General features: G+C 71.5%; 25 protein-coding genes. 9 read left to right on the top strand and 16 right to left on the bottom strand.

Features of this window, described 5'->3' with window-relative positions; translation table 11 throughout:
• Positions 1 to 9 precede the first annotated feature (9 nt).
• The 3 genes from mqnP to ACIRO3_RS20355 are packed head-to-tail and all read right to left on the bottom strand — an operon-like array spanning position 10 to position 2851.
• On the bottom strand, positions 10 to 933 hold the full coding sequence (mqnP, locus tag ACIRO3_RS20365) for a menaquinone biosynthesis prenyltransferase MqnP (protein ID WP_361780433.1): 924 nt from the start codon (positions 931 to 933) through the stop codon (positions 10 to 12).
• Positions 930 to 1400 carry a hypothetical protein gene (locus ACIRO3_RS20360; RefSeq protein ID WP_365999894.1) on the bottom strand — a complete coding sequence of 157 codons (471 nt, stop codon included), beginning with the start codon at positions 1398 to 1400 and terminating at the stop codon, positions 930 to 932. The genes mqnP and ACIRO3_RS20360 overlap by 4 nt, the downstream gene beginning before the upstream one ends.
• Complete coding sequence (locus ACIRO3_RS20355) at positions 1397 to 2851, bottom strand: menaquinone biosynthesis decarboxylase (RefSeq protein WP_404138616.1); 1455 nt, start codon at positions 2849 to 2851, stop codon at positions 1397 to 1399. Before ACIRO3_RS20355 ends, ACIRO3_RS20360 begins: the two co-directional genes overlap by 4 nt.
• A 90-nt stretch (positions 2852 to 2941) precedes the next feature.
• On the opposite strand from ACIRO3_RS20355, the gene ACIRO3_RS20350 reads away from it, so the two are divergent.
• Positions 2942 to 3340: a PLD nuclease N-terminal domain-containing protein gene (locus ACIRO3_RS20350; protein ID WP_404138614.1), complete on the top strand. Its 399-nt coding sequence runs from the start codon at positions 2942 to 2944 to the stop codon at positions 3338 to 3340.
• A gap of 31 nt (positions 3341 to 3371) precedes the next feature.
• Here the strand turns inward: ACIRO3_RS20350 and ACIRO3_RS20345 are convergent, their stop codons facing one another.
• Positions 3372 to 4655, bottom strand: a complete 1284-nt coding sequence (locus tag ACIRO3_RS20345; protein ID WP_404138611.1) for a serine hydrolase domain-containing protein — start codon at positions 4653 to 4655, stop codon at positions 3372 to 3374.
• 110 nt (positions 4656 to 4765) lie between these two features.
• On the bottom strand, positions 4766 to 5137 hold the full coding sequence (locus ACIRO3_RS20340) for a cupin domain-containing protein (RefSeq protein ID WP_404138609.1): 372 nt from the start codon (positions 5135 to 5137) through the stop codon (positions 4766 to 4768).
• Between the two features lie 176 nt (positions 5138 to 5313).
• On the opposite strand from ACIRO3_RS20340, the gene ACIRO3_RS20335 reads away from it, so the two are divergent.
• Entirely contained in the window at positions 5314 to 5730 is a 417-nt protein-coding gene (locus tag ACIRO3_RS20335; RefSeq protein WP_365999929.1) for a MarR family transcriptional regulator, read from the top strand.
• Positions 5731 to 5860: 130 nt separating this feature from the next.
• Here the strand turns inward: ACIRO3_RS20335 and ccsB are convergent, their stop codons facing one another.
• The 7 genes from ccsB to hemL form a co-directional block, all read right to left on the bottom strand.
• A complete protein-coding gene (ccsB, locus tag ACIRO3_RS20330; RefSeq protein ID WP_404139063.1) occupies positions 5861 to 6940 on the bottom strand; it encodes a c-type cytochrome biogenesis protein CcsB in 1080 nt (359 codons plus the stop codon).
• Positions 6940 to 8652, bottom strand: coding sequence for a cytochrome c biogenesis protein ResB (locus tag ACIRO3_RS20325; protein WP_404138606.1), 1713 nt, complete (start codon positions 8650 to 8652; stop codon positions 6940 to 6942). Before ACIRO3_RS20325 ends, ccsB begins: the two co-directional genes overlap by 1 nt.
• 13 nt (positions 8653 to 8665) lie before the next feature.
• Entirely contained in the window at positions 8666 to 9451 is a 786-nt protein-coding gene (locus tag ACIRO3_RS20320) for a cytochrome c biogenesis CcdA family protein (protein ID WP_404138604.1), read from the bottom strand.
• A 4-nt stretch (positions 9452 to 9455) separates the two neighbouring features.
• Positions 9456 to 10091 (bottom strand): TlpA family protein disulfide reductase, encoded by a 636-nt coding sequence (locus ACIRO3_RS20315; protein WP_404138601.1) that lies wholly within the window; start codon positions 10089 to 10091, stop codon positions 9456 to 9458.
• A 66-nt stretch (positions 10092 to 10157) separates the two neighbouring features.
• Positions 10158 to 11402: a hypothetical protein gene (locus ACIRO3_RS20310; protein ID WP_404138598.1), complete on the bottom strand. Its 1245-nt coding sequence runs from the start codon at positions 11400 to 11402 to the stop codon at positions 10158 to 10160.
• A gap of 278 nt (positions 11403 to 11680) precedes the next feature.
• Complete coding sequence (locus ACIRO3_RS20305) at positions 11681 to 12328, bottom strand: histidine phosphatase family protein (RefSeq protein WP_361780582.1); 648 nt, start codon at positions 12326 to 12328, stop codon at positions 11681 to 11683.
• A gap of 110 nt (positions 12329 to 12438) precedes the next feature.
• Complete coding sequence (gene hemL, locus ACIRO3_RS20300; protein WP_361780462.1) at positions 12439 to 13761, bottom strand: glutamate-1-semialdehyde 2,1-aminomutase; 1323 nt, start codon at positions 13759 to 13761, stop codon at positions 12439 to 12441.
• 295 nt (positions 13762 to 14056) lie between these two features.
• Here hemL and ACIRO3_RS20295 point away from each other — a divergent pair, with 295 nt between their 5' ends.
• The 3 genes from ACIRO3_RS20295 to ACIRO3_RS20285 all read left to right on the top strand — a co-directional run bounded on the left by ACIRO3_RS20295 (position 14057) and on the right by ACIRO3_RS20285 (position 17285).
• Positions 14057 to 14494, top strand: a complete 438-nt coding sequence (locus ACIRO3_RS20295) for a hypothetical protein (protein ID WP_053675327.1) — start codon at positions 14057 to 14059, stop codon at positions 14492 to 14494.
• Positions 14495 to 14766: 272 nt separating this feature from the next.
• The gene (locus ACIRO3_RS20290) at positions 14767 to 15516 is read left to right on the top strand and encodes a Mut7-C RNAse domain-containing protein (RefSeq protein WP_365999887.1); all 750 of its coding nucleotides are present in this window, start codon (positions 14767 to 14769) and stop codon (positions 15514 to 15516) included.
• Positions 15517 to 15668: 152 nt separating this feature from the next.
• On the top strand, positions 15669 to 17285 hold the full coding sequence (locus tag ACIRO3_RS20285) for an FAD-dependent oxidoreductase (RefSeq protein ID WP_404138593.1): 1617 nt from the start codon (positions 15669 to 15671) through the stop codon (positions 17283 to 17285).
• A gap of 89 nt (positions 17286 to 17374) precedes the next feature.
• On the opposite strand, the gene ACIRO3_RS20280 is transcribed toward ACIRO3_RS20285, so the two are convergent.
• Positions 17375 to 17851: a hypothetical protein gene (locus tag ACIRO3_RS20280; RefSeq protein ID WP_361780471.1), complete on the bottom strand. Its 477-nt coding sequence runs from the start codon at positions 17849 to 17851 to the stop codon at positions 17375 to 17377.
• A 250-nt stretch (positions 17852 to 18101) separates the two neighbouring features.
• Here ACIRO3_RS20280 and ACIRO3_RS20275 point away from each other — a divergent pair, with 250 nt between their 5' ends.
• Positions 18102 to 18863, top strand: a complete 762-nt coding sequence (locus tag ACIRO3_RS20275) for an SDR family NAD(P)-dependent oxidoreductase (RefSeq protein ID WP_404138590.1) — start codon at positions 18102 to 18104, stop codon at positions 18861 to 18863.
• 21 nt (positions 18864 to 18884) lie between these two features.
• On the opposite strand, the gene ACIRO3_RS20270 is transcribed toward ACIRO3_RS20275, so the two are convergent.
• Both ACIRO3_RS20270 and ACIRO3_RS20265 read right to left on the bottom strand, forming a co-directional pair.
• On the bottom strand, positions 18885 to 19460 hold the full coding sequence (locus ACIRO3_RS20270) for a GNAT family N-acetyltransferase (RefSeq protein WP_404138587.1): 576 nt from the start codon (positions 19458 to 19460) through the stop codon (positions 18885 to 18887).
• A gap of 47 nt (positions 19461 to 19507) precedes the next feature.
• Positions 19508 to 20701 (bottom strand): RtcB family protein, encoded by a 1194-nt coding sequence (locus ACIRO3_RS20265; RefSeq protein WP_361780480.1) that lies wholly within the window; start codon positions 20699 to 20701, stop codon positions 19508 to 19510.
• A 193-nt stretch (positions 20702 to 20894) separates the two neighbouring features.
• On the opposite strand from ACIRO3_RS20265, the gene ACIRO3_RS20260 reads away from it, so the two are divergent.
• From ACIRO3_RS20260 to ACIRO3_RS20250, 3 genes are all read left to right on the top strand, one after another.
• Positions 20895 to 21821: a DUF3558 domain-containing protein gene (locus ACIRO3_RS20260; RefSeq protein ID WP_404138584.1), complete on the top strand. Its 927-nt coding sequence runs from the start codon at positions 20895 to 20897 to the stop codon at positions 21819 to 21821.
• Between the two features lie 135 nt (positions 21822 to 21956).
• Positions 21957 to 22781 (top strand): DUF3558 family protein, encoded by an 825-nt coding sequence (locus ACIRO3_RS20255; RefSeq protein WP_404138581.1) that lies wholly within the window; start codon positions 21957 to 21959, stop codon positions 22779 to 22781.
• A gap of 116 nt (positions 22782 to 22897) precedes the next feature.
• Positions 22898 to 24418, top strand: a complete 1521-nt coding sequence (locus tag ACIRO3_RS20250; protein ID WP_404138578.1) for a DUF2637 domain-containing protein — start codon at positions 22898 to 22900, stop codon at positions 24416 to 24418.
• Positions 24419 to 24531: 113 nt separating this feature from the next.
• Here the strand turns inward: ACIRO3_RS20250 and lysS are convergent, their stop codons facing one another.
• Positions 24532 to 26259, bottom strand: coding sequence for a lysine--tRNA ligase (lysS, locus tag ACIRO3_RS20245; protein ID WP_404138575.1), 1728 nt, complete (start codon positions 26257 to 26259; stop codon positions 24532 to 24534).
• Between the last annotated feature and the right edge of the window lie 116 nt (positions 26260 to 26375).

Genomic DNA, 26375 nt, shown 5'->3' with positions numbered 1-26375 from the left:
AACCTGGACCTAGAGCGTCAGGCCCCGCACCACGAGGTCCAGCAGCGCGCAGACGAACAGCGCGATGCCGATGAAGCCGTTCACCGTGAAGAAGGCCCGGTTCAGGCGGGACAGGTCGTGCGGCGTCACGATGGTGTGCTCGTAGAGGAACGCCGCGACGACGATCAGCAGACCGAACCAGAAGATCGGGCCCGCGTCCGTCGCCACCGCGTACCAGGCCAGCAGGGCGGTGGTCACCACGTGCGCCCCGCGCGCGCCCCACAGGGCCGCCGGGATGCCGAAGCGGGCCGGGACCGAGCGGACGCCCTCCGCCCGGTCGGCCGCCACGTCCTGGCAGCCGAAGATCAGGTCGAAGCCGCCGATCCACACGCCGACCGCGAGGCCCAGGATCACCGCGTCCCAGGACCACTCGCCGGTGATCGCCAGCCAGGCCCCGATCGGCCCCATCGCCTGGGCCAGGCCCAGGATGGCGTGCGGGAAGTCCGTGAAGCGCTTCCCGTACGGATAGACCACCATCGGGACCACCGCGAGCGGCGCCAGCATCAGGCACAGCGGGTTCAGCAACGCCGCCGACCCGAGGAACACGACCAGCGCGACCCCGGCGCCCGTCCAGGCGGTCCGCACCGACACCGCGCCGGTGACGAGTTCACGCCCGGCGGTGCGCGGGTTCCGGGAGTCGATCTCCCGGTCGATGATCCGGTTGGCGGCCATCGCGAAGGTCCGCAGACCCACCATGCAGACGGTGACGAGCAGCAGCTTGCCCCAGTGCACGGTCCCGTCGAGCTCGAACATCGCGGTCAGGGCAGCGATGTAGGCGAAGGGCAGCGCGAAGACCGAGTGTTCGATCATCACGAGCCGCAGGAAGGCCTTCGCCCTGTTGCCGGCCTGCGGCGCCGGGCCGGGGCCGACGACGCCTTCGGCTGCCGAGGTCATACGAGACTCCTCCGGAACGCTTCGATGTCGGCCAGCAGCCGCGCGCCGGGCAGCGGCCCGGTCTCCAGGGTCTGGGCCGGGCCGTCGTGGCCCTCGGGCGGGGTGACGCGGGCGGTGAAGGCCCAGTCGTCGCCTACCGGGCGGCCGTCCAGGCGCAGCACGTCGCCCGCCTCGACGGTGAACGGCGCGGCCCCGGCGAGGCCGGCGAGCAGTCGCTCGGCGAAGTCCTCGGCCTCGATGTCGCGCAGGCCCGGCAGTTCGAAGCCGTCGCCGTCGCCGTCCTCGACGTCGGTGAGCAGCGCCCAGACGTTCCCGGGGCCGGCGAACTCCTCCGGCGAGACGCCGGCCTGCTCGGCCGCCGCCCGGACGCCCTCGTCCGCCGCGTCGAGTTCCGGCCGCACGAGCGCCACGTAGGTGGTGTCGTCGCCGATGAAGAGCTCGGGACCGCCCACCGCGATCGGGCTCACAGTCCGTACTCCTTCCAGCGGCGGTCCACCAGGGCCGCCGTCACCGGGTCGGACTCCACCATCTCGGGCCAGCCGCCGTCGCGGGTGTAGCCCTCCTCGGGCAGCTTCCTCGTCGCGTCGATCCCCGCCTTGCCGCCCCAGAACTGCTGGTAGGAGGCGTGGTCGAGGTGGTCCACCGGGCCTTCCACGACGGTCAGGTCGCGGGAGTAGTCGGTGTTGCCCAGCGCCCGCCAGGAGACCTCGTGCAGGTCGTGGACGTCGCAGTCCTTGTCCACCACGATGATCAGCTTGGTCAGCGACATCATGTGGGCGCCCCAGACGGCGTGCATGACCTTCTGCGCGTGCTTGGGGTACTTCTTGTCGATCGAGATGATCGCGCAGTTGTGGAAGCCACCCGATTCGGGGAGGTGGTAGTCCACGATGTCCGGCACGATGATCTTGAGCAGGGGCAGGAAGAAGCGTTCGGTGGCGCGCCCGAGCGGACCGTCCTCGGTGGGCGGGCGACCGACGACGATCGACTGGAGCAGCGGACGCTTGCGCATCGTCACGCAGTCGATGGTGAGCGCCGGGAACGGTTCCTGCGGCGTGTAGAAGCCGGTGTGGTCGCCGAAGGGGCCCTCGGGCAGCATCTCGCCCGGCTCCAGCCAGCCCTCGATGACGACCTCGGCGTTGGCCGGCACCTGGAGCGGGACCGTCTTGCAGTCGACCATCTCGATGCGCTTGCCCGCCACGAAGCCGGCGAAGAGGTACTCGTCGATGTCACCGGGCAGCGGAGCGGTGGACGCGTACGTCACGGCCGGCGGACACCCGAAGGCGATGGCGACGGGCAGTCGCTCGCCCTTCGCCGCGGCGACCGCGTAGTGGTTGCGGCTGTCCTTGTGGATCTGCCAGTGCATGCCGATGGTGCGCTTGTCGTGGCGCTGGAGGCGGTACAGGCCGAGGTTGCGCACGCCCGTCTCCGGGTGCTTGGTGTGCGTCAGGCCGAGGTTGAAGAAGGACCCGCCGTCCTTGGGCCAGGTGAAGAGGGCCGGCAGCAGGTCCAGGTCCACGTCGTCGCCGGTGAGCACGACCTCCTGGACGGGCGCGTCGCCCTTCACCTTCCTCGGCGGTACGTGCACCATCGAGCCGAGCTTGCCGAAGGCCTCGCGGACGCCGATGAAGCCCTGCGGCAGCTCGGGCTTGAGGAGACCGCCGATCTTCTCGCTGATCTCCGCGTAGGACTTCAGACCGAGGGCCTTCAGGAGCCGGCGGTCGGTGCCGAAGACGTTCATGGCCAGCGGCATCGCCGAACCCTTGACGTTCTCGAAGAGCAGCGCGGGCCCGCCCGCCTTGTTCACTCTGTCGACGATCTCCCCGACCTCCAGATACGGGTCGACTTCGGCCTTGATGCGCTTGAGGTCGCCCTCCCGCTCCAGAGCCCGGAGCAGCGAGCGGAGATCGTCGTAAGCCATGGGGCCCAGTATCCGTCACCCTCTACCCTGGAAGCGTCACCGGGGCCCGACGCGGCCTCGCCGCCACTGCCTGGGAGTCGGTCCCGCACCGTGCTGCGCTATCTGCCCTTCCTGCTTCTCATCGCGCTGACCGTCTATGCCTTCATCGACTGTCTGAACACGCCGGAGGAGGAGGTCAAGCACCTGCAGAAGGTGGTCTGGGTCCTCATCGTCCTGGTCTTCCCGATCGTCGGGGCGATCGTCTGGCTGTACTCGGGCAAGAAGCGGCAGGCGTCCGCCGGTCGGGCCCGCCGCACGCGGTGGGTCGCGCCCGACGACAACCCGGAGTTCCTGAACTCGCTGCGCGAGGAGCGCGAGGAGCAGGACCGCACCAGGGAGCGGGACGAGGAGAGGGACGCGCGCAAGGACACGGACCGCGAGAAGGACACGGACCGGGACCGGGATCGGGATCGGGACCGGGACCGCGACCGCGACCGCGACAAGGACTAGGTCCCGGGCCCGGGTCACCCGCGGACGGCGGCTAGCCGGTCGGCAGGTCGAGCCCCGCGTAGACCTGGTCGAGGATCGTGGGCAGCAGGGCGATGGCCGTGGCCCGGCCGTCGGGCGCCACGGTCAGGTTCGTCCAGATCACGAGCGTGACGTCGTTGTCCGGGTCGTGTCCGATGAAGGAGTTGAACCCCGGGAGTTCGCCGCCGTGGTAGTACATGGCGGCGTTCGGGGCGAACCGCTGGTGCGCGATGCCGTAGCCGTACTCCTGCCCGTGCGCGTCCGGGCCCTCGGACTGCGGGCTGCCCAGCCACTGCTTCTGGGTCGCGGCGTTCAGCACCTTGCCCGACACCAGTGCCCGGATCCACGTGGCCAGGTCCCGCGCCGTCGACACGACCCCGCCGGCCGCGGTGGCGTAGGACGGGTTCTGGAACGTGTAGTCGTTCGGCCGGAGTCTGCCCGTCGTCGCCGCCTCGCGCATCTCGGCGGGGTAGGGCTTGTCGACCAGTGCGTAGGACGATCCGCCGTACATGTAGCCGTGCGCGAAGGGGTCGGGCAGGGACCGGTCGTGGATGTCCGGCAGCGCGGTGCCCTCCAGTGCGAGCGGGGCGAACAGCCGGTTCCGGAACTGCTCGGCCAGGGGCCGACCGCCGGCCTGCTCGGCGACCAGGCCGAGCAGGGCGTAGTTGGTGTTGGAGTACTCGTAGGACGCGTCGGGCGCGAAGTTCGGCGGGTGCCTGAACGCGATGTCCAGGACCTCCCGGGGGGTCCAGGCCTTCCCCGGGTCGGCGTCGAGGGTGGCCGCGAGCTCGGGCGCGTTGGTGTAGTTGTACAGCCCGCTGCGCATCTTCAGCAGGTCGGCGAGGGTGATGTGCGCGCCGTTCGGCACCCCCGGGACGTGGTCGGAGACCGGGTCGGTGAGCCGGAGCGCGCCGTCCTGGGCCAGGAGCATGATCAGTGCGGACGTCATCGTCTTGGTGTTGGAGGCGATGCGGAAGTGGTCGCGCGTGTCCGGCGGGGTGTTCTTCCCGAGTTCGCTCGTGCCGACGATCGCCCGGAAGGTCCCCTGCGGGGTCTGCAACAGGACGACCGCGCCGGGCACCATGAGCTTCTTCGCCGCGCGGTCCACGGCGGTCTGGAAGGCGGCCGGGTCGATGGGCTTCAGGGCCGACGCGGCGGGGGCCGGGGTGCTCGTCGCCGCCGCGGGCGGGGGTGGCGGGCCGGTCGCGGCCAGGGCGGTCGAGCCGACGGGAACGGCGCCTCCCGCGATCACGAGGGCCACGCAGGCCGCGAGCCAGGCCGCTCGGGAGGTCCTCATGCGATCACCACAGCCGTTGGGTTCGCCGCCCCCCTTCCGGCATGAAATCACCCCATTTTACCAGCGGGGGTCGGCCCCGCGCGGCGCCCGGCCGGCCGCGCTCCGCCCGGTCACACGGCCCAGGGCAGGGTCCGGGTGCCTTCCGCGCCGGTGACGGACACGATGCCGTCGGCGCGCATGGCGACGTGGGCCTCGAACCGTTCGGGGGCGCTGATGCGACGGGGCACGTCGGGCGGCAGGACGAGGGTCCGGCCCGCGACGACCGTCTCCGTGCGCCCCTCGGAGGTGACCTCCAGGATGCCCGAGGTGACCGTCCACACCTGCTCGCGGGTGACGGAGTGCTCGGGGCCGGCGCTCCCGGCGGGCATGTCGACCTGCCAGGTGCTCAGTTCGACACTGCCCCGGCTGGGGGCGGCGTGGCCGGTCATCGTGGCGTTCGGGGTGACGGTGACGTGGTCGGGGGAAGGGTGGATGACGCGCACGGCGGATTCCTCTCAAGATGAGTAAAGCTGCTTTACTCGCTGATCCGAGTAAAGCAGGTTGACTCACCCGTGTCACCATGGATTCCGTGACCAGAACCGAAGCCGGCGACGGCGACACCGGACACCGCGGCGACGGGACCGACGATCCCGGCATCGAGCTGACCCTCCTCGTCGGCATGGGGTTCCAGCTCCTGCTGGCCGAGTTCACCCGCCGGCTCACCGCCGTCGGCGAAGGCGACCTGCGCCCTCTGCACGGCATGGCCTTCCAGGTCCTCAAGGGGTCCGGTGCCACCGCCACCGAACTCGCCGAACGGCTCGGGGTGACCAAACAGGCGGCCGGGCAGATGGTCGACGACCTGGAGCGGCGCGGATACGTGCGGCGCGATCCACACCCCGGGGGAGGCCGCCGCAAGCTGGTGGTCCTGACCCCCATGGCCTACGACCACCTGCGCGTCGCGGGCGCGATCATGCACGAGCTGGAGGCCGAACTGGGCGGCGCCGCCGACCTCCCGGCGCTGCGGCGCGAACTCACCCGGGTCGTCCGCGCCCTGCACGGGGACGGCCCGCTCCCGGCCCTGCGACCGGTGTGGTGAACCCCGCCGCTCCCTGACCCCCCGCCGCACCCCGAGCGGCGGCACAGCGAAGACGAAAGGCCCGCCGGGGCCGCGGCTCGGATGAGCCGTGACGCCGACGGGCCTTTGCCCGTACGGTCGAACGTCCGCGTCAGACGCCCGCGTACGAGTGCTTTCCGCTGAGCAGGATGTTCACGCCGTAGTAGTTCCAGATCCAGCAGGCGAAGGCGAAGAGCGCGAGGTACGCGGCCTTGCGGCCCTTCCAGCCGGCCGTGGCCCGGGCGTGCAGGTAGCAGGCGTACGCCACCCACGTCACGAAGGACCAGACCTCCTTGGGGTCCCAGCCCCAGTAGCGGCCCCAGGCGTCGCCGGCCCAGATCGCGCCCGCCACGATGGTGAAGGTCCACAGCGGGAAGACGGCCGCGTTGATCCGGTACGAGAACTTGTCGAGCGAGGCCGCCGAGGGCAGCCGCTCCATCACCGAGGAGCGGAAGCGGCCCGGCGTGCGACCGGCTTCGAGGTGGGCCTCGTAGGAGTCGCGGAACAGGTACAACACCGCGCCGGCCGCGCCGATGTAGAACACCGCGCCGCAGAAGATGGCGGTCGAGACGTGGATCCACAGCCAGTACGAGTGGAGGGCCGGCACCAGCTGATCGCTGTCGGTGTACAGCCACGTGGTGGCGATGCCCAGGTCCAGCAGCACGGTGGTGACGAGGATCAGACCGAGCCAGCGCACGTTCTTCTTCAGCAGGAGCAGCACCAGGTACGCGCCGACGGCCACCGTGGAGAAGGTCACCGAGAACTCGTACATGTTGCCCCAGGGGGCCCGTTGCACCGACATGGCGCGGGTCACGACACCGGCCGCCTCGATGAGGAAGCCGAGCACGGTCAGCGAGACCGCGACCCGCCCGTACAGGTCTCCCTGCTCGGTGCCGCCGGCCGCGCCCGGACCGTCCGGCACGTCGCGCGCGCCGGACGCGGACCGGGTGACGACCTTCGGCCGGTCCAGGACGGCGGTGCCGCCCTGGGACCGCACCTGCACGGCGGGGGCCTCGGCACGCTTGGTGGCGGTCAGCGCGGCGGCCGTGCGGGCGACCTTGCTGCGGCTGCCGAACGTCCACTCGGTGATGTGCGCGAGGAAGGCGAGCGTGTAGACCGCCATCGACGAATAGACCAGGTAGTTGCTGAGTTGAGCCAGGTTCTCGTTGGCTGCGGCTGCGAGCGGCGTCATCATCCGCGCTCCCCTTCGACAGGTTCCGTGACAGGTTGGTCGGGCGCGGTGGGCGCCTGCTGGTGCAGAGCGGCGGAGAGCACCGCGAGCTCCTCCGGGAGCTTGGCGGACTCGCTGCGGCCGAGGCCCGCCATCTCGACGACGGTGACGCCGTCCTTGCCGGTGACCGCCCGGACCCAGATCCGGCGGCGCTGGATGAACAGCGAGGCGGCCAGGCCGCCGATCGCGACGACCGCGCCCGCGAGGGCCAGGCCGTTGGCCGGCTGCTGGGTGACCGAGAAGGTGGCCCAGCGCTCGACGCCCTCGAACTTCACGGTGCCCTGACCGTTCGGCAGGGTCATCGTCTCGCCGGGCAGCAGCTTCTGCTTGAACAGCTCGCCCTTGTCGTCCTCGAACTGCTTCATCTTCGAGGTGTTCAGCTGGTACACGTTCTGCGGCAGACCCGAGTCCACGCCGAGGCTGCCGTGGTAGGCGCTGAGCGCGAGGACGGGGAAGTCCAGGGCGGGGAACTGCGAGAGCATCGTGCCCTTGCCCTCACCCGCGAAGGTGGGCACGAACATGGCGTTGAAGCCGAGCTGCTCCGCCTTGCCGTCCTTGTTCTTGTAGCCGTCGGTGACCTTGACGGCGCCCGACGAGCTGAGGTTCGCGTCGAAGGGCAGCATCGGCACGGCGTCCTTGTAGATCACCTTGCCGGTGGGGTCGGTCACCGAGATGACCGGCGCGTAGCCGTGACCGAGGAGGAAGATCTTGGAGCCGTCGACCTCCAGCGGCTTGTTGACCTCGATCTCGGACTTGACCGGCTTGCCGTCCGCCCCCTCGCTGAAGGTGACGTACGCCTTGAAGTCGCGCGGGGTGCCCTTCTGCGGCCCGGTCTTCTCGTACGTCGCGTCGAACTTGTCCAGGGTGAACGAGAACGGCGGCAGGTTGTCCGAGGAGAAGAGGCTGCCGGACTTGAAGTCGTCGTACTGGGTGAGCGTGTTCGAGAAGCCCTTGCCGCGCAGGACGAGCTTGCCGCCCTCGGACTTGTAGAGCTGCCCGACCGCGAAGGCCACCAGCATGAAGATCAGGGCGATGTGGAAGGCCAGGTTGCCGGCCTCGCGCAGGTAGCCCTTCTCGGCGGCAACGGAGTTCCCGCCCGCCTCGGTGCGGAAGCGGCGCCGGCCGAGCACGTCCTTGGCGTACGAGAGCACCTCGTCCGGGGACTTCTCCGTGCGCCACGTCGCGTACGCGGGAAGCCGGTCGAGCCGTTTGGGGGCGCCCGGCGGGCGGCCGGTGAGCTGGCCGACGAACTGCCAGGTGCGCGGGATGATGCAGCCGATCAGCGACACGAACAGCAGGATGTAGATCGCGGAGAACCACACCGAGCTGTAGACGTCGAACAGCTGGAGCCTCTCGGCGACGGGCACCCAGAAGTCGTGGGTCCGCTTCCACTCCGCGACCTTCATCGCGTCGACCTGGGTCTGCGGGATCAGGGAGCCCGGGATGGAACCCAGGGACAGCAGGAAGAGCAGGATCAGCGCCACCCGCATGGAGGTGAGCTGCCGCCAGAACCAGCGGGCCCAGCCGATCACGCCGATGCCGACGGGGGCGGTGGGACTGTCCTCCAGGGGTGCGGTGGACAATTGGGCGCCCGCGGCGGCGTCGGCGTTCGCCTCGGCCTGCTCGGTGGACTCGTGCGGCGTCTCGGTGGACGCCTTGTCGGTCGTACTCATGTCCGTGTAGTCCTCAGATCCCCACCGTGAAGCCGTCGGTCCAGGCCTGCGTGTCGGTGATGAGCGTGCCCCACCATCCTGTGACGAGCAGCAGGCCGGTGAGGATCAGCATGCCGCCGCCGATCCGCATCACCCATGCATAGTGCTTCTTCACCCAGCCGAACGCACCGAGCGCCTTGCGGAAGGCGATCGCGGTGAAGATGAAGGGCAGCCCCAGCCCCAGGCAGAACACGACGGTCAGCAGCGCGCCGCGGCCCGCGGTCGCCTGGTCGATGGAGAGCGTGTTGACCGCCGCGAGCGTGGGGCCCATGCAGGGGGTCCAACCGACCCCGAAGAGCACGCCCAGCAGCGGGGCGCCGATCAGGCCGGCGGCCGGCTTCCTGTGGAAGCGGAACTCGCGCATCGTCAGGCCGGGGATCCAGCCCATGAAGAAGAAGCCGAGGAGTATCACCAGAGCGCCGAGCCACCTGGAGATGACCTCCTTGTTCTCCGCGAGGGTCGCCCCGAAGTACCCGAAGAGCGCGCCCGTCGAGACGAAGACGGCCGTGAAGCCGAGGACGAACAGGCCGGCGCCGGCCAGCATCCGCCCGCGCCGGGCCTCGGCGAGGTCGGCCCCGCCCACGCCGGTGACGTAGGACAGGTAGCCCGGGACCAGCGGCAGCACGCACGGCGAGAAGAACGAGACCAGTCCGGCGAACAGCGAGAGCGGCAGGGCCAGCAGCAGGGCGCCGTTGAGGACGGTGGTGTTCACGCCGGTCGCCTCGGCGGCGAGGACGAGGTGCGGGAGCTCGGAGACCACGAGGTCACTTCTCCGCGAGGAGCGGATCGATCATCGAGCGCAGCTGTTCCTCGTTGACCGCGACCAGGGTGCGGGCGGCGATCCTGCCCTCCTTGTCGAGGACGATCGTGGAGGGGATCGACTGCGGGTTGAGCGTGCCCTTGGGGAAGCGGAGCATCAGCTTGCCGTCCGGGTCGTAGAGGCTCGGGTAGGTGATCCCGTAGGTCTCTTCGAAGGAAGCGGCGTTCTGCTTGCTGTTGTCCCGGGTGTTCAGCCCGACGAAGGCGACGTCCTTGCCGCTCTCGGACATGGCCTTGGACACCTTCGCGAAGTACGGGGCCTCGGCCCGGCAGGGCGGACACCACGAGCCCCACACGTTGAGGACGACGACCTTGCCCTTGAGCGTGGTGACGTCGAGGGTCTTGCCGTCCACGGTCTGCCCGTCCAGCAGGGGGGCCTCGGCGCGGTCCCCCTTGGCGACGGTGGAGATGCCGCTGGGGCCCGTCACGTAGTTGCCGCCGGCGGAACCGGAGGGTTTGCTGCCGCCGCCCGAATCGCCGCACGCCGAAAGGGTGAGGGCGCTCGCGAGGGTCACCGCGGTCAGCAGGAGGGCGCGGCCGCTGGTCGAGCGGCGGCGACGGGGGGCGCGGCTAAGGCTCATGTGAAAAGTTTCGCATGGGCCATTCGCGGATCTTCCACGCCCCCCGACGGCGAACCGGGAAGCCGGTCAGGCGCCGGTCAGGTACGTGCGCCAGCCACCGGCCGGCGAGCGGCCGGGGCCGAGGCCCCGCAGCCGGTCCAGCACCTTGGGGTCCTGGACGTCCAGCCAGTCGATGAACTGCCGGAAGGATACGAGTCGTACGTCCTTTTTGTCCGCCATGCCCTTCAGGGCCTCCTCGACGGCGTCCATGTAGATGCCGCCGTTCCACTCCTCGAAGTGGTTGCCGATGAAGAGGGGCGCGCGGTTGGTCTCGTAGGCCCGCCGGAAGCCGCCGAGGTAGGCGCTGGTGGCCTGGGTGCGCCAGCCCGGGTAGTTGGCGGCGACGCCCCTGGTGGTGTTCTTCGACTGGTTCGCGAGGATGTTGTAGTCCATCGAGAGCACCTCGAAGGAGTGCCCGGGGAAGGGCAGGGACTGCAGGGGCAGGTCCCACAGGCCCGACTTCTTCGCCGGCCACTGCTGGAGGCCGCCGGGCGAGGAGGCGTCGTAGCGCCAGCCGCGCTCGCGCGCCGTGGGCAACAGGGCGTCCTGGCCGAGCAGGCAGGGGGTGCGGCCGCCGACGAGTTCCTCGCGGTAGTCGAAGGGCAGCGGTTCGAGGTCCTTGAACCCGGTGTTGGTGCGCCAGTTCGTGACGAACGACACGGCCTGGTCGATCTCGTCGTGCCAGTCCTGCGGCGACCACTTGGCGACGGAACCGGAGCCGCCGCAGAAGTGCCCGTTGAAATGCGTCCCGATCTCGTGGCCGTCGAGCCACGCCTGCCGGACGTGGGTGAGGGTGTTGCGGACGTTCTCGTCCTTGAGGTAGCCGATGTCGGAGGCTCCGACGGGGTTGTTCGGCGGTCGGTACAGGTCCTTCCTGGACTCCGGCAGGAGGTAGAGGCCGGAGAGGAAGAAGGTCATGGCCGCGCCGTGGTCCCTGGCGACCTTGAGGAAGCGCGGGAAGAGGCCGTTGCCGACCTCGCCGGCGCCGTCCCAACTGAAGACGACGAACTGGGGCGGCGTCTCGCCCGGCTGGAGCGGGACGGGAGCGGGGGGCTGGTGCGGCTGGGGACCGGTGTTCGCGGTGGAACCGTCCCCGATGGGCCTGGCGGCGGGCGGACCGGGTTTCGCGGAGCCGGTCGGATCCGGGTGCGCCCCGGAGCCTCTCGAACCGGAGCCGCCACCACAGCCGCCGACGCCCAGCGCGGCGGCGCCGAGCCCGAGGCCGAGCGCGCCGCGTCGGGTGAAGTCCCGTGTCCTGCACACATCGCTCATGAAATGTCATACAAACGGACAATCAGAAGCGAATGAAGTCCGAACACGGCGCGCCGGGCTCGACTTGTATGAAATTAGAGAAACCCATGGGCAGGTCATGGCCCGCCGGCCGCCCCCGCCGACCGCTGTACGGGGCGACGGGGCGACGGGGCGACGGGGCGACGGGGCAACGGGGCAACGGGGCAACGGGGCAACCCGTACGGCGGTCGACCCGTACGGCGGTCGACCGGCCGGCCCGAAGCCCGGCCGACCGATCCGCACACCCGCCCGGCCCGGGCCTACGCCCCGAAGGCCTTCGACTTCCCCTTCACCGGCTTCGCGCCGGCCAACAGATGCGGCGGCACCAGGTCCCGGGCCGGCTCGCTGTAGCCCACCGACACCAGCTTGTCGCCCTGGAACGTGAACGAGGTCAGCGAGGCCAGCGTGCACTGACGGCGCCTCGGGTCGTGCCACAGCCGACGCTTCTCCGCGAAGCTGCGCACGATCCAGATCGGCAGCTGATGGCTGACCGCCACCGCCTCGTGACCGCGGGCCGCGTCGCGCGCGGCCTCGATGGCGCTCATCATCCGCACCACCTGCTCCACGTACGGCTCGCCCCAGGACGGCTTGAACGGGTTCGTCAGGTGCTTCCAGTTCTCCGGCCTGCGCAGCGCCCCGTCCCCCACGCCGAAGGTCTTGCCCTCGAAGACGTTGCCCGCCTCGATCAGTCGACCGTCGGTCGCCAGGTCCAGGCCGTGCACCTTCGCCACGGGCGCGGCCGTCTCCTGCGCACGCTCCAGCGGGGACGCCACGACGTGCGTGATGTCGCGCCCCTGGAGGTGCTCCGCGACCCGGTCGGCCATCTGCCGGCCCAGCTCGGAGAGGTGGTAGCCGTCACGGCGGCCGTAGAGCACACCGTCCGGGTTGTGCACCTCGCCGTGGCGCATCAGGTGCACGACGGTGATGTCGACGGGGTTGGCGGGGCCGGCGGTTCCGGCCGTCCCGGTGGTTCCGTCGGCTCCGGTGGTTCCGTCGGCTCCGGTGGTTTCGTCGGCGCTCATGCGGTGGCCTCCGCGGCGGCGCGGGCGGCGGCGGGCAGGGCCGCCGCGATCCGCTCGATCGCCCGCTCGTCGTGGGCGCTGGACACGAACCAGGACTCGAAGGCCGACGGCGGCAGGTAGACGCCCTGTGCCAGCATCGAGTGGAAGAAGCCGTTGAAGCGGAAGGCTTCCTGCTTCTTGGCGTCGTCGTAGTTCTTCACCTCGTTCTCGGTGAAGAACACCGAGAACATGTTGGAGGCGGTCTGCAACCGGTGCGCCACACCCTCCTTGCTCAGGGCCTCGGTGACCAGCGCCTGAACCTGGGCGGAGACCGAGTCGACCTTCGCGTAGGTCGCCTCGTCCAACAGCCGCAGCTGCGCGAGACCGGCGGCCGTCGCGATCGGGTTCCCGGAGAGGGTCCCCGCCTGGTAGACCGGACCCGCCGGGGCGAGGTGGCCCATGACGTCGGCGCGGCCGCCGAACGCCGCGGCCGGGAAGCCGCCGCCCATGACCTTGCCGAAGGTCATCAGGTCGGGCTTGACCCCGTCCACGCCGTACCAACCGGCACGCGAGGTGCGGAATCCGGTCATCACCTCGTCGGAGATGTACAGGGCGCCGTTCTCCCGGCACACGTCCGCGAGCCCCTGGTTGAAGCCCTCGGCCGGCGTCACCACGCCCATGTTGCCGGGCGCCGCCTCGGTGATCACGCAGGCGATCTCGCCGGGGTGCGCGGCGAAGGCCGCCCGCACCGCGTCGAGGTCGTTGTACGGGAGCACGATCGTGTCCCCGGCCTGCGCGCCCGTGACACCGGGGGTGTCGGGAAGGGCGAAGGTCGCGAGGCCGGAACCGGCGGCGGCCAGCAGCGCGTCGACGTGACCGTGGTAGCAACCGGCGAACTTCACGATCTTGGCGCGACCGGTGAACCCGCGGGCCAGCCGGATCGCCGACATGGTCGCCTCGGTGCCCGAGGAGACCAGACGGACCTGCTCGACGGGTTCGACGCGCGCGACGATCTCCTCCGCCAGCGCCACCTCGCCCTCGCCGGGCGTACCGAAGGACGTGCCGCGGGCGACCGCGGCCTGGACGGCCTCGATCACGGCCGGGTGGGAATGGCCGAGGATCATCGGTCCCCACGAGCAGACCAGGTCGACATACTCGCGGCCGTCGGCATCGGTCAGATACGGACCGGTACCAGACACCATGAACCTGGGCGTACCCCCCACGGCGCGGAAGGCACGCACGGGAGAGTTCACGCCGCCGGGCGTCACAACGGACGCGCGCGTAAACAGGTTCTGCGAGACTGGGGCTTCATACGGATACGGGTAGCTCACACCAGCCATGGTCTCAGAGGCCGCGACAGACTTGCGGACGGGCGTTTCACCGCGCCGCCCCGGGGGAGGTCACTGCCATGATGATCAGGCTGCGTGGCGGGGGCCGCGGGGCCGGGGCAGGCAATACCAGTCGGGTGGAGATATGCAACGCGGTGGTGGACCGGGCGAGGGCACGGACGGCCTGGACCCGCAGCGCGCCCGTGATGCCCGCCGCCGCGGAAAGCACCGGCGCCGGGCCGCGGACGCGGCAGATCCCGTACCGGGCCCCATCCGGTCGCCCGACAGCCTCCCCAGGGGGCGCGGCATGGGCGTGACGTACAAGTACTTCGGTGCCCCCGACGGCGCGACCGCGGCCCGGGTCCCGGTGACCATGCGTCCCGAGGAACTGGGCGGCGACGAGCTCGGCATGGGCGGGCTGTTCACCAAGATCAAGCCGGAGACGGTCGCGGCGATGGTCCTCACCGGCATCGAGGGCATACCCCTGCACAAGGTGCCGCCGCTCGAACTGGTCGTCCTCCACCCCGACTACGCGGTGGTCAAGCTCCCCATGACGGTGGTCGACCCGCTGCGCGGGGTGGGCGAGGAGTCGGTCGGCGCCGCCGCCTTCATCTGGTCCACCGTCCCGGACCGGGGCGGCCCGCGCGACGCGTTCAACGTCTACCAGCTGCTCCACGAGTGGCAGGACTTCTCCCACCGCCTCCACGAAGCCGGCCATCAGCCGTACTGCCTCGTCTGGCCCTGACACCACCCACGGCGGCTCCACGGCGGTCCGGCCTGTGTCCGAGGTCACGGAGCGGGTTCCGCTCCGCGGGTACGGGGGCACGGGACGGGGTGACCTGCCAGGGTCACGGAGCGCCGCCCGGCGCGACGGTCCGGGTCCGCGGCGCGGATACGCCCGGGGCTGACGGGGCCGGGTCGCCGTCCGGGGCGGGGTCTCGGCGAGGGCGCCGCCATGTCGCCCGCCCGGCGCGTAATTCGGCCGCGACCCCGTCCGGCCGGTGGCATGCTGGCCCTGTGAACGGACCCGGGATTCAGCTCACCCTCGCCCCTGAACTGCACGTCTTCGCCTCGCCGAGCCGGCGCGCCGCACGCGTGCCGACGACGACCGACGGCGCCTCCAGCCTCGGCCACGTCGTCGAATCGGCCGGCGTCCCGCTCACCGAGGTAGGCCGGATCCTCGTCGACGGGCGAGAAGTGCCCGTCTCCCACGTGCCCCGGGAAGGCGAGTCCGTCGAGGTCTTCGCCGTCGACCGCCCCCAGCAGGTGGCGCAGAGCCACCCCGACACCCCCTTGCGCTTCCTCCTCGACGTGCACCTCGGCACCCTCGCCCGCCGGCTGCGCCTCCTCGGCGTGGACACCGCCTACGAGAACGAGGACATCGGCGACCCCGCCCTCGCCACCCGCTCGGCGGCCGAGCGACGCGTGCTGCTCTCCCGCGACCGCGGCCTGCTCCGCCGCCGCGAGATCTTCGCCGGGGCGTACGTCTACAGCGACAACCCCGACGAGCAACTCCGCGACATCCTCGGCCGCTTCGCCCCGACGCTCACGCCCTGGACCCGCTGCACCGCCTGCAACGGCCCCCTCCGGGCGGCCGACAAGGACAGCGTGGGCGACCGGCTGGAACACGGCACCCAGCGTTCCTACGACGTGTTCGCCCAGTGCGCCGACTGCGAGCGCGTCTACTGGCGTGGCGCCCACCACGCGCGCCTGGAACGGATCGTCGACGAAGCGGTCGCGGAATTCGGCGACAGCGCCACCGCCTAGGCAGGGCGCCGCCTGGACCGCCATCGCCACCGCCGCCGCCCAGGCAGGGCGCCGGCCCTCTGCGGTCCTCATCGCGGTGCGCATCGACAAGATCCGGACGAGACGGCCTGGATCGGCTCCGCGGGGGCCCTCGGCCGGCAGACTGCCGGGGCATGACTGACGCTGCCGCCAAGGACACCGTCGACGTGGTCGTCGTCGGCGCAGGCCCCACCGGACTCCTGATCGCCGGCGACCTCGCCGCCGCCGGACTCTCCGTCACCCTCGTCGAGCAACGCCCCCGCACCGCCGCCAACCTCACCCGCGCCTTCGCCGTCCACGCGCGCACCCTCGAACTCCTCGACGCGCGTGGCCTCGCCGACCAACTCGTCTCCACCGGCCGACGGATCGACCGCGTACGCCCCTTCGGTGGCATGCCCCTCTCCCTCCAACGCCTGCGCTCCCGCTATCCCTTCGTGCTCATCACCCCCCAATATGAGACAGAGAAACTCCTGGAGCGTCGCGCTCTGTCCACAGGTGTGCACATCCGGTACGACTGTCGGATCACCGGCGTCCGGCAGGACCGCGACACCGTCACCCTCACCACGACCACCCCCACGACCACCCTCACGACCGCTCCCGCGCCCGCCACCGCGACCGCCCACCCGACGGACCGCGCCACCGGTCCGAACGGCGGCGACCAGGTGATCCACGCCCGCCACGTGATCGGCGCCGACGGGGTCCGTTCCACCGTCCGCGCGGCCCTCGGCCTCCCCTTCCCCGGCAGGGCGGCCGTCGTCCGCTCCATGGTGCTGGCCGACGTCCGTCTCACCGACCCGCCGCAGGACGTCCTCACCGCCAACGGCACCGCCGACGCCTTCGCCTTCCTCGTCCCCTTCGGCGACGGCTGGTACCGCGCCATCGCCTGGCGGCACGACACCCCCGCCGCACGCGTCGAGAACAGCGACCCCACCGCACCCGACGACCCCGCCGCACCCGTCGTGGACGGCGACCCCGTCGACCTCGACGAGGTGCGCGCCATCACCCGCCTCGCCCTCGGCACCGACCACGGCATGCACGACGCCCGCTGGACGTCCCGCTTCCAGAGCGACGAACGCCAGGTCCCCCGGTACCGCGTCGGCCGCGTCTTCCTCGCCGGCGACGCCGCCCACGTCCACTCCCCCGCCGGCGGCCTCGGCATGAACACGGGCCTCCAGGACGCCGCCAACCTCTCCTGGAAGCTCGCCGCCGTCCTCCAGGGGCGGGCCCCCGACCCCGAGGCCCTCCTCGACAGCTACCACCGCGAGCGCCACCCCGTCGGCCGCCGGGTGCTGCGCGTCAGCGGCGCCCTCGTCCGCACCGTCATGGTCGGCGGGCCCGTCCTGCGCACCGCCCGCCGGCTCGCCACGGGGGTCCTCGCCCGGGTCGGCCCCGCCCAGGACCGCGCGCTCGCCACGCTCTCCGGCCTCGGCATCGCCTACCCGCCGCCGGCCGGCGCCCGCCGCCCCACGCTCGCGGGTCGGCGCGCTCCGGACCTGCCGCTCGCCGGGGGCCTGCGGCTGTACGAGGCCCTGCGCGCCGGCGGCTTCGTCCTCGTCACGCCGGCGGGCCGGGCCACGCCGCCCGGCACCCCCCTGAGCCATCACCACTGGCGCGCGGACGACCGTACGGCCTGCGTCCTCGTACGCCCCGACGGCTACCTGGCCTGGAGCGCCGAGCACGCCTCGGACCCGGAGATCGCGGCGGCCACCGCCGGCTGGCTGCTCCCCCGGTCCACACCGCCGAAGCCGTAGCCCGAAGCCCGTACCCGAGTACCCGCCGCCGGGCGCACGGCCCGGGCGGCGGGTCCCCGCACACCGCCCCCGAGCCCGTTCGCAGGGCGTCAGAAGGCGTACGAGTCGCCCGTGTCCAGCGCGAGCACCACGTGCTCGTTGTTCATGTGGTTCCGGTCGGTCGCGCCGCCGTTCCACACCGTGTCGACCCGCAGCACCACTTCCGGCGCCGGCTCGCGCAGCGCCAGCAGCAGCCCGATGTGCCGCCCCCGGCCGTGCCGCGGCAGCGCGCCCGTCTCGCAGACCACATCGCGCAGCCCCGCCCGGGCACAGCCCTCCGCCGGTTCCTGCCGGTCCGCGAGGTCGGTCGAGAGCCGAATCCGCAGCGTCGCGTTGGGCACCGCCGACGGTCCCTCGTTCTCCGGGACCAGCCAGACCCGCAGCCGCGAGTGGGTCAGCGAGACCCTCCCGTGGTACGCGACATCCGCCTCGGGCCCCGCCGACGCCCCGGCGCTCCCGGCGCCTCCGACGCCCGCGAGCACCAGCAGGCCGGCCATCACCACACTTCGTACGGCACCACGGCGCACCGACACCACCTCCTCGCGCGGACGCTAGCGGGACCCCGGCCCGGCCGGTCGGACCATCACACGAAAGAGGGCGTGCCCCGCCGCTCCCGGGGCCAGCCGGCGGCATCCGGCCGCCCGCCTATGCTGGCGGGGAATCGTCCGTACGCACGAAGAACGCACGAAGCGCCCCACGAACGCGACGTACGCACGAAGCGCCCCACGAACGCGAAGCACGCACGAAGCACCCACGATCGAACGAGGAGCCCCGCCCATGAGCACGGCCACCCGAACCGCCGTAGTCACCGGCGCGAGCAGCGGAATCGGTGCGGCCACCGCCCGGCAGCTCGCCGCAGCCGGCTACCACGTCGTCCTCACCGCCCGCCGCAAGGACCGCATCGAGGCCCTCGCCGCCGAGCTGACCGGAGCGGGCCACCAGGCCACCGCGTACGCGCTCGACGTCACCGACCGGACCGCCGTCGCCGCCTTCGCCGCCTCGCTGGAGCGCTGCGACGTGCTCGTGAACAACGCCGGCGGCGCCCTCGGGGCCGAGCCCGTCGCCACCGGCGACCCCGCCGACTGGCGCACGATGTACGAGGTCAACGTCATCGGCACGCTGCACGTCACCCAGGCGCTGCTCCCCGCCCTCGTCGCCTCCGGTGACGGCACGGTCGTCGTGCTCTCCTCCACCGCCGGCCACTCCACCTACGAGGGTGGCGCGGGCTACGTCGCCGCGAAGAACGGCGCCCGCGTGCTCGCCGAGACCCTCCGCCTGGAGATCGTCGGACAGCCCGTGCGCGTCATCGAGGTCGCCCCCGGGATGGTCAAGACCGAGGAGTTCGCGAAGACCCGTTTCCGCGGCGACGCCGACAAGGCGGAGAAGGTCTACGCCGGCGTCGCGGAGCCGCTCTCCGCCGATGACGTGGCCGACACCATCACGTGGGCGGTGACCCGTCCCAGCCACGTCAACATCGACCTGCTGGTGGTCCGCCCCCGCGCCCAGGCCTCGAACACGAAGGTCCACCGCGAGCTGTAGCCGCCCGCCCGGCCCCCGATCTCAGCCCGCGGCCAACGGACGCGCGTACTCCACCTGGTCGAGGAGGTTGCCCTCCCCGAAGTCGAAGGCGCGCGCGGTGCCGCACTCCGCGAAACCGCACTTGACGTAGAAGCGGCGGGATTGCGGGGTGTCGCGCAGGGTCCACAGGTGCGCCCCGGCGTACCCGTCCGCGCGCGGGCCGCGCAGCGTCTCGTCCATCAGCGCGGCGGCCACTCCGGTGCCCCAGCCGTCGGGGTGGGCGTAGAAGCTGACGATCTCCGCGAAGTCGGGCCGGTCCGCGGAGGGGAGCGTCACGGAAAGGGCCAGGGGGCGGCCGTCGACCACGGCGAGCAGCGTCGTCGCCGCCTCAGCCCCGGACCCCACGCCCGCCCCGGACCCCACGCCCGCCCCGACCCCGGCCCGCGCCTCGGGCCCCGCCCCCTCCGCGACCCGCCGGTGCCACCGCGTGCGCCGGTCGGCCACGGCGCGCGCCGCGAACCCCGGCTCGAAGAAGGGGGCGTAGGCCGCCTGCCAGGCGGCCGCGTGGATCTCTCCGAGCGCGTCCCCGTCGCCGGGGCCCGCGCGCCGAATCTCCACCGCCCCGCTCGCGCCGTGCGGCGGACGACCGGCCCCGACCATCGTGCTCAGCCCTTCACGCAGATGACCTGCTTGAGCTTGGCCACCACCTTGACCAGGTCGGTCTGCTGGTCGATGACCTGCTCGATCGACTTGTAGGCCCCCGGGATCTCGTCCACGACCCCGCTGTCCTTGCGGCACTCCACGCCCCGGGTCTGCTCTTCCAGGTCACGCGCCGAGAACCGCTTCTTCGCCGCGGTGCGGCTCATCTTGCGGCCCGCGCCGTGCGAGGCGGAGTTGAAGGACTTCTCGTTGCCGAGTCCCTTCACGATGTACGAGCCCGTTCCCATGGACCCGGGGATGATCCCGAAGTCGCCGCTGCCGGCGCGGATCGCGCCCTTCCGCGTGACCAGCAGGTCCATGCCCTCGTACCGCTCCTGCGCCACGTAGTTGTGGTGGCAGCTGATCTCCTGCTCGAAGGAGACCTTCGCCTTGCGGAACTCCTTGCGCACGACCTCCTTGAAGAGGCTCATCATCGCGGCACGGTTGTACTTCGCGTACTCCTGCGCCCAGAAGAGGTCGTTGCGGTACGCGTCCATCTCCGGGGTGGCCGCGAGGAAGACCGCGAGGTCCCGGTCGACCAGGTTCTGGTTGTGCGCGAGGTCGCGGGCCACGCCCATGTGGTGGGCGGCGAGTTCGTTGCCGATGTTGCGGGAGCCGGAGTGCAGCATCAGCCAGACCGCACCCTCCTCGTCGAGGCAGAACTCGATGAAGTGGTTGCCCGCGCCCAGTGTTCCGATCTGCTTCGCGGCGCGTTCCCGACGGAACTTGACGGCGTCGGCGAGGTGGTCGAAGCGCTGCCAGAGGCTTTCGTAGCCCGGCACCGAGAAGCCGTACAGCCGGTCCGGGTCGACGGGGTCCCGGTGCAGGCCCGTCCCCACCGGGATCGCCTGCTCGATCTTCGACCGCAGCCGCGACAGGTCGCCCGGCAGGTCGTTCGCCGTCAGCGAGGTCTTGACCGCGGACATGCCGCAGCCGATGTCGACGCCGACCGCCGCCGGACAGACGGCGTCCTTCATGGCGATGACCGAGCCGACCGTGGCGCCCTTGCCGTAGTGGACGTCGGGCATGACGGCCAGGCCCTTGATCCACGGAAGGGTGGCGACGTTGTGCAGTTGACGCATCGCGCTGTCCTCGACGGACGCCGGATCCGTCCACATCCGGATCGGGACCTGCGCCCCGGGCACCTCTACATACGACATAACAGCCTCAAAACCCCGTTGACCACAGGAAAGTATCAATACGCAAAAAGCCTCGCTCTTCATCCCAAATCAGACTTGGGACCGGCGCCGGCACCAGCGTGTGCGATAGACATTGTTTCCATCCGCGCCCAAGTCGCGGCAACGCATTTTCCTGACCGCCGGACGGCCGGCCGGTCGAAGGGAGCCATTGGACGTGCAGCGCAAGGCGGTACGACGCCCGGTCCTGTCGGGCATCGCAATGCTCACCGCACTCGCGGCCGGCGTCACCGGCCTCGCCGGGTGCACCGACGGGAACGGCATCGGGAGCACCAGCGACGACAAGGCCGGCGACAGCTCCGCGGCGCCCGCCCAACCGGGGAAGTACCGCAGCCTGCCCGCTCCCTGCAAGGCCATCGACGGGAAGCGGCTCAAGGCCATGCTGCCCGCCGCCGACAGCCTCACCGACGAGCAGCGCGAGAAGCTGTACGCGGGCGTCGCGGACGCCTCGTACGACGGTGACCGGCGCGTCGGCTGCCGTTGGAACTCCCAGACGCCGCAGGAAACGCTGCTGCTGTCGGTCGGGTTCGAGCGCGTGGTCTCCTACGACCGCGCCACCACGAGCGACGACGACAAGGCGCGCCAGGTGTTCGTACGGCGCCTCACCGAAGCCCACCTGCCCTTCCCCGGGCCCACGGGCAGCCCCACCCCGGGCTCCTCGACGGCCCCCGCGCCCAATTCCCCCATCGCGCCCCCGGCCACCGGGAACGCCGCACCGAGCACCGCCCCGAGCGCCCCGCAGAGCACCCCGAGCACCCCCGGCACGAGCCCCTCCGGGACACCCGGCGGTACGCCTTCCGCCAGCCCGTCCGCCAGCCCGTCGCCCACCGCGCCCCCCGAGCTGGGCTCCCGCGTGTTGGAGGGCCTCGGCAGCGAGGCGTACGTCGAGGACAAGCTCGGCACCCCCGACGCCACCGCCGCCCGGGCCCGGACCGTACGCCTCGTGTTCCGTACCTCGAACGTCATCGTGACCGTCGAGTACAGCGTGCAGCCCGCCCTCCCCGCCGCCGTCCCGCCCAGCGTGGAAACCCAGGACAGCGTGCGCCAGTTGGCACAGGCCCTGGTCGAGCGTTTCAACGACTGACCCGGCCCGCCGCGGGGCGCGTACGGGTCCCGCGTGACGGCGCGCACAGCAGGCGGGCGCCGGGTCGAGCTACCGTTGCTCGGGTCCCGCGCCCGCAATGCGCCCCCAAGCAGAGCCTCAACGACTGAAGGAACCATGCACCGATCAGCCTCGCGCCTCACCCGAGTCCTCGCCTGCGCAGCAGTCCCGATGATCCTCACCGTCGCCGGCTGCTCCTCCGATTCGGGCAAGGACTCGGGCTCGGACAGCGGCAAGAAGAAGTCCGATTCCTCCTCGTCCTCGAAGCCGACCCCGAAGGCCTCGGCCGCCCTGGAGAAGGTGGCGTACCTCTCGCTGCCCGACCCGTGCAAGGCGATACAGGCGAAGACCATCGAGACGCTCGTCCCGGAGGCGAAGGACAAGAACGGCACGGCGACCAAGTCGAACGACCTGTCCACCCGCGCCAGCTGCTCCTGGAACGGCCTGGACGAGGACGGCCTGAAGGGCTCGCAGTACCGCTGGCTCTCGATCTCCCTGGTCCGCTACGACTCGCACGCCTCGCTCGGCAGCGGCAACAAGCGCGCCGAGGAGCAGTACAAGAAGCAGGTCGAGGGCGCGAAGGCGGCCGAGGGCGCGCAGGACGTCAAGGTGGAGCCCGCCGGCGGGATCGGCGACGAGGGCACCTCGGTGGCCTACAACCTGAAGAAGGACGTCGAGTTCCTCAACAACACGATTCTGGTCCGCGCCCAGAACGTCGTGGTCACCCTCGACTACAACGGTGCCGCGTACGAGGGCGCCGCCGCCCCGGACCGCGCCAAGCTGGTCCAGGACGCGACCGTCGCGGCCCGCGAGATCGTGGCCTCGGTCGACGCCGCGGGCAAGGAAGCGCCCGCCAAGCCGTCCGCGGAGCCGTCGAAGTCGGGTGAGCCGTCCAAGACGCCCGAGCAGTCCCCGTCCGCGCAGGCCACCCAGGAGAGCTGACCGCGAGGATGACCGTGGGAACGGGGTCGGGGACGGACGTGGGGCTGACAGCCGCTCATCCGCGCGCCACCCGTACTCTGTGCCTGCCATAGCTCGTCAAGGGGAGGGGATCGCGGGTGGCCGCGATGCAGCTGACTCGCACGCACCGGATATTGATCGGTGTCGTGGTCGCCGGTGCCGTGGTCATCGCGGGGATCGGTTTCGCGGGCTCGTACGCCGCGGTGCGCGCACTGGCGCTGCAGAAGGGCTTCGGCAGCTTCTCGCTCGTGTTCCCCATCGGCATCGACATGGGCATCTGCGTGCTGTTGGCGCTGGACCTGTTGCTGACGTGGATACGGATCCCGTTCCCGTTGCTGCGTCAGACCGCGTGGCTGCTGACGGCGGCGACGATCGCGTTCAACGGCGCGGCGGCCTGGCCGGATCCGCTCGGTGTGGGCATGCACGCCGTGATCCCGATCCTGTTCGTGGTCACCGTCGAGGCGGCCCGGCACGCGGTGGGCCGGATCGCGGACATCACCGCGGACCGGCACATGGAGGGCGTCCGGATCACCCGGTGGCTGCTGTCGCCCCTGCCGACCTTCAAGCTGTGGCGCCGGATGAAGCTGTGGGAGCTGCGCTCCTACGAGCAGGCCGTCACCATGGAGCAGGACCGGTTGATATACCAGGCGCGGCTCCAGGCCCGGTACGGGCGGGCCTGGCGTCGCAAGGCCCCCGTCGAGGCGCTGATGCCGCTCAGGCTGGCCCGGATCGGGGTGCCGCTGGCGCAGACCGCCCCGGAGGGGCTGGCGGCGGCGGGCATCGACCCGGTGCTGCTGCCCCCGGCGGCTCCCGGCACGGCGGCCCTCCCCGAGGCCGGGGTCCACAGTGCCCAGGCCCTGACGGAGACCCCCGCGCTCACGGCCTCGACGGCCCGAACCGGCCCGCCCGCCACGCCCGTGGCCGCCCCGGCACCCGAGCAGGCCACCGCCACCGCTCCCGGGCAGGCCGCGGCACCCGTACAGGGGCCGCAGCCGCAGTCCGCACAGTCGCAGTCCGGACAGCCGCAGCCCGGACAGCCGCAGTCCGGACAGCCCGGCCCCGCGCAGCCCGAGCCCGCCGACGCCGGAGCCGTCCTCCACGGCCCGGCGCCCTTCGCGGTGGAGCCGACGGCCATGCCGGCGGCGCACAACAGCGCGTGGTTCGCCGCGCCGCTGGCCCCGCAGGCCGCGTACGAGGGCGGCTACAACCCCCAGTACGTGGAGGGTCTGGAGCCGATCCCGGTGATGCCCCCGGCCGGCCCCGAGGAACAGCGGCGGCCCGAGCAGCAGGAGCTGCCGATCCCGGGCCCCCGCGCCCGGCAGACCGCGGCCTCCCGAGCCGACGCCGATGACACCGACGCCGACGCCGACGCCGATGACACCGACGCCGACGCCGACGCCGCCCACGTCGACGAGGCGAAGTTCGCGGAGGCGGCGTACGAGGTCTTCCGCGCCTACCTCGACGAGTTCTCCCAGTTCCCGACGCCCGAGCAGGTGGACATACACCTCTCGGACCGGCACGGCATCGTGCACCCGCGCAGCGCCTCGATGATCCGCCGGCTCATGCCGGAGCTGAAGCAGCGCTACCAGCGCGACCTGGAGAACGAGCACATCGCGTAACCCGGAGCCCGGAACCACCGGCACCACCCGCACCACGCACGCGGAAGGGCCCGCACCCCTCGGGGTGCGGGCCCTTGCGCGTCGTACGCGGCGCCTCGGCCGGCCCGGTCGCCTCAGACGGCCAGCAGCTTGCGCACCCGGTCCGCCCCGACCGCCAGCAGCAGCGTGGGCAGGCGCGGTCCGGTCTCCCGGGTCACGAGCAGCCGGTAGAGCAGGGCGAAGAACGTGCGCTGCGCGACCTTGAGCTCCGGCGTCGGCTTGGCGTCGGGCTCCAGGCCGGCCATGACCTTGGGCACGCCGTAGACCAGGGTGGTGAGCCCGTCGAGCGACCAGTGCGCGTCGAGCCCGTCGACCAACAGCCGCAGGGACTCGCGCCCCTCCTCGTCCAGCGAGGACAGCAGCTCGGCGTCGGGCTCCTCGCGGACCAGCGTGCGCTGGTCGGCCGGGACCTGGGTGGTGATCCAGTTCTCGGCCCGGTCCAGGCGCGGCCGTACCTCGTCGAGGGAGGTCAGCGGCGACGTCGGGTCCAGGTCGGACAGGATGCGCAGGGTCTGCTCGTCGTGCCCGGCGGTGATGTCGACGACGGACGCGAGCGTCCGGTAGGCCATCGGGCGCGGGGTGCGCGGCAGTTCACCTTCCGCGGTGCGGACGGCGCGGGTGTGCGCCGCCGCGTCGGCCGGCAGCACGGAGCCGTCGGCGACCTTGGACTCCAGCTTGTCCCACTCGTCGTAGAGCCGCTGGATCTCCTGGTCGAAGGCGATCTTGAAGGACTGGTTCGGCTTGCGGCGCGCGTACAGCCAGCGCAGCAGCTGCGGTTCCATGATCTTCAGCGCGTCGGACGGGGTCGGGACGCCGCCCTTCGAGGAGGACATCTTGGCCATGCCGCTGATGCCGACGAACGCGTACATCGGGCCGATCGGCTGCTCGCCGCCGAAGATGTGCACGATCTGCCCGCCGACCTGGAAGGACGAGCCGGGCGAGGAGTGGTCGACGCCCGAGGGCTCGAAGATCACGCCCTCGTACGCCCAGCGCATCGGCCAGTCGACCTTCCAGACGAGCTTGCCGCGGTTGAACTCGCTGAGCTTGACCGTCTCGGTGAACTCGTCCTCGGTGCAGACGTAGGTCAGCTCCGTGGTCTCGTCGTTGTAGGACGTGACCTTGGTGAAGTCCTTGCCGCACTGCGCGCAGTAGGGCTTGTACGGGAAGTACCCGCCCTCGGCGCTGCTGCCGTCGTCCTCGGCGGCCGCGCCGGAGCCCTCGGCGGCCTCCAGCTCGGCCTCGTCGACCTGCTTCTGCTGGGGCTTCTTGCCGCCGGGCTTCTGCTTGGTGCGGTACTGGTCGAGCACGGCGTCGATGTCGCCGCGGTGCTTCATCGCGTGCAGCACCTGCTCGCGGTACACACCGTTGGTGTACTGCTCGGTCTGGCTGATGGGGTCGTACTCGACGCCCATCTCGGCGAGCGCCTCGACCATGGCGGCCTTGAAGTGCTCGGCCCAGCTGCCGTACGCGGACCCGGCCGGGGCGGGGACGGCCGTCAGCGGCTTGCCGATGTGCGCGGCCCACGTCTCGTCGACGCCTGGGACGCCGGCCGGCACCTTCCGGTAGCGGTCGTAGTCGTCCCACGAGATCAGGTGGCGGACCTTGATGCCCCGGCGGCGGATCTCGTCCGCGACCAGGTGCGGGGTCATGACCTCGCGGAGGTTGCCCAGGTGGATCGGGCCGGAAGGGGAGAGTCCGGACGCGACGACGACAGGTTTGCCGGGTGCTCGGCGCTCCGCCTCGGCGATGACCTCGTCCGCGAAACGGGAGACCCAGTCGGTCTCGGTGCTGCTCTGAGCCACGACACGTCCTTCTACTCGAATGCTGGCTTCGCCATTCTCCCAGACGGAACGGGCCGCTCCGAGGTTGCTCCCCACGCCCGATATCCCGCGAAGGCGAAGGGTCGCGCGTGGGATAC

The sequence above is a fragment of the Streptomyces sp. NPDC102278 genome (assembly GCF_044766345.1).
GTDB lineage: Bacteria > Actinomycetota > Actinomycetes > Streptomycetales > Streptomycetaceae > Streptomyces.
Note: the sequence above shows the minus strand (reverse complement) of the source record. Positions and strands in the feature narration are given on the sequence as shown.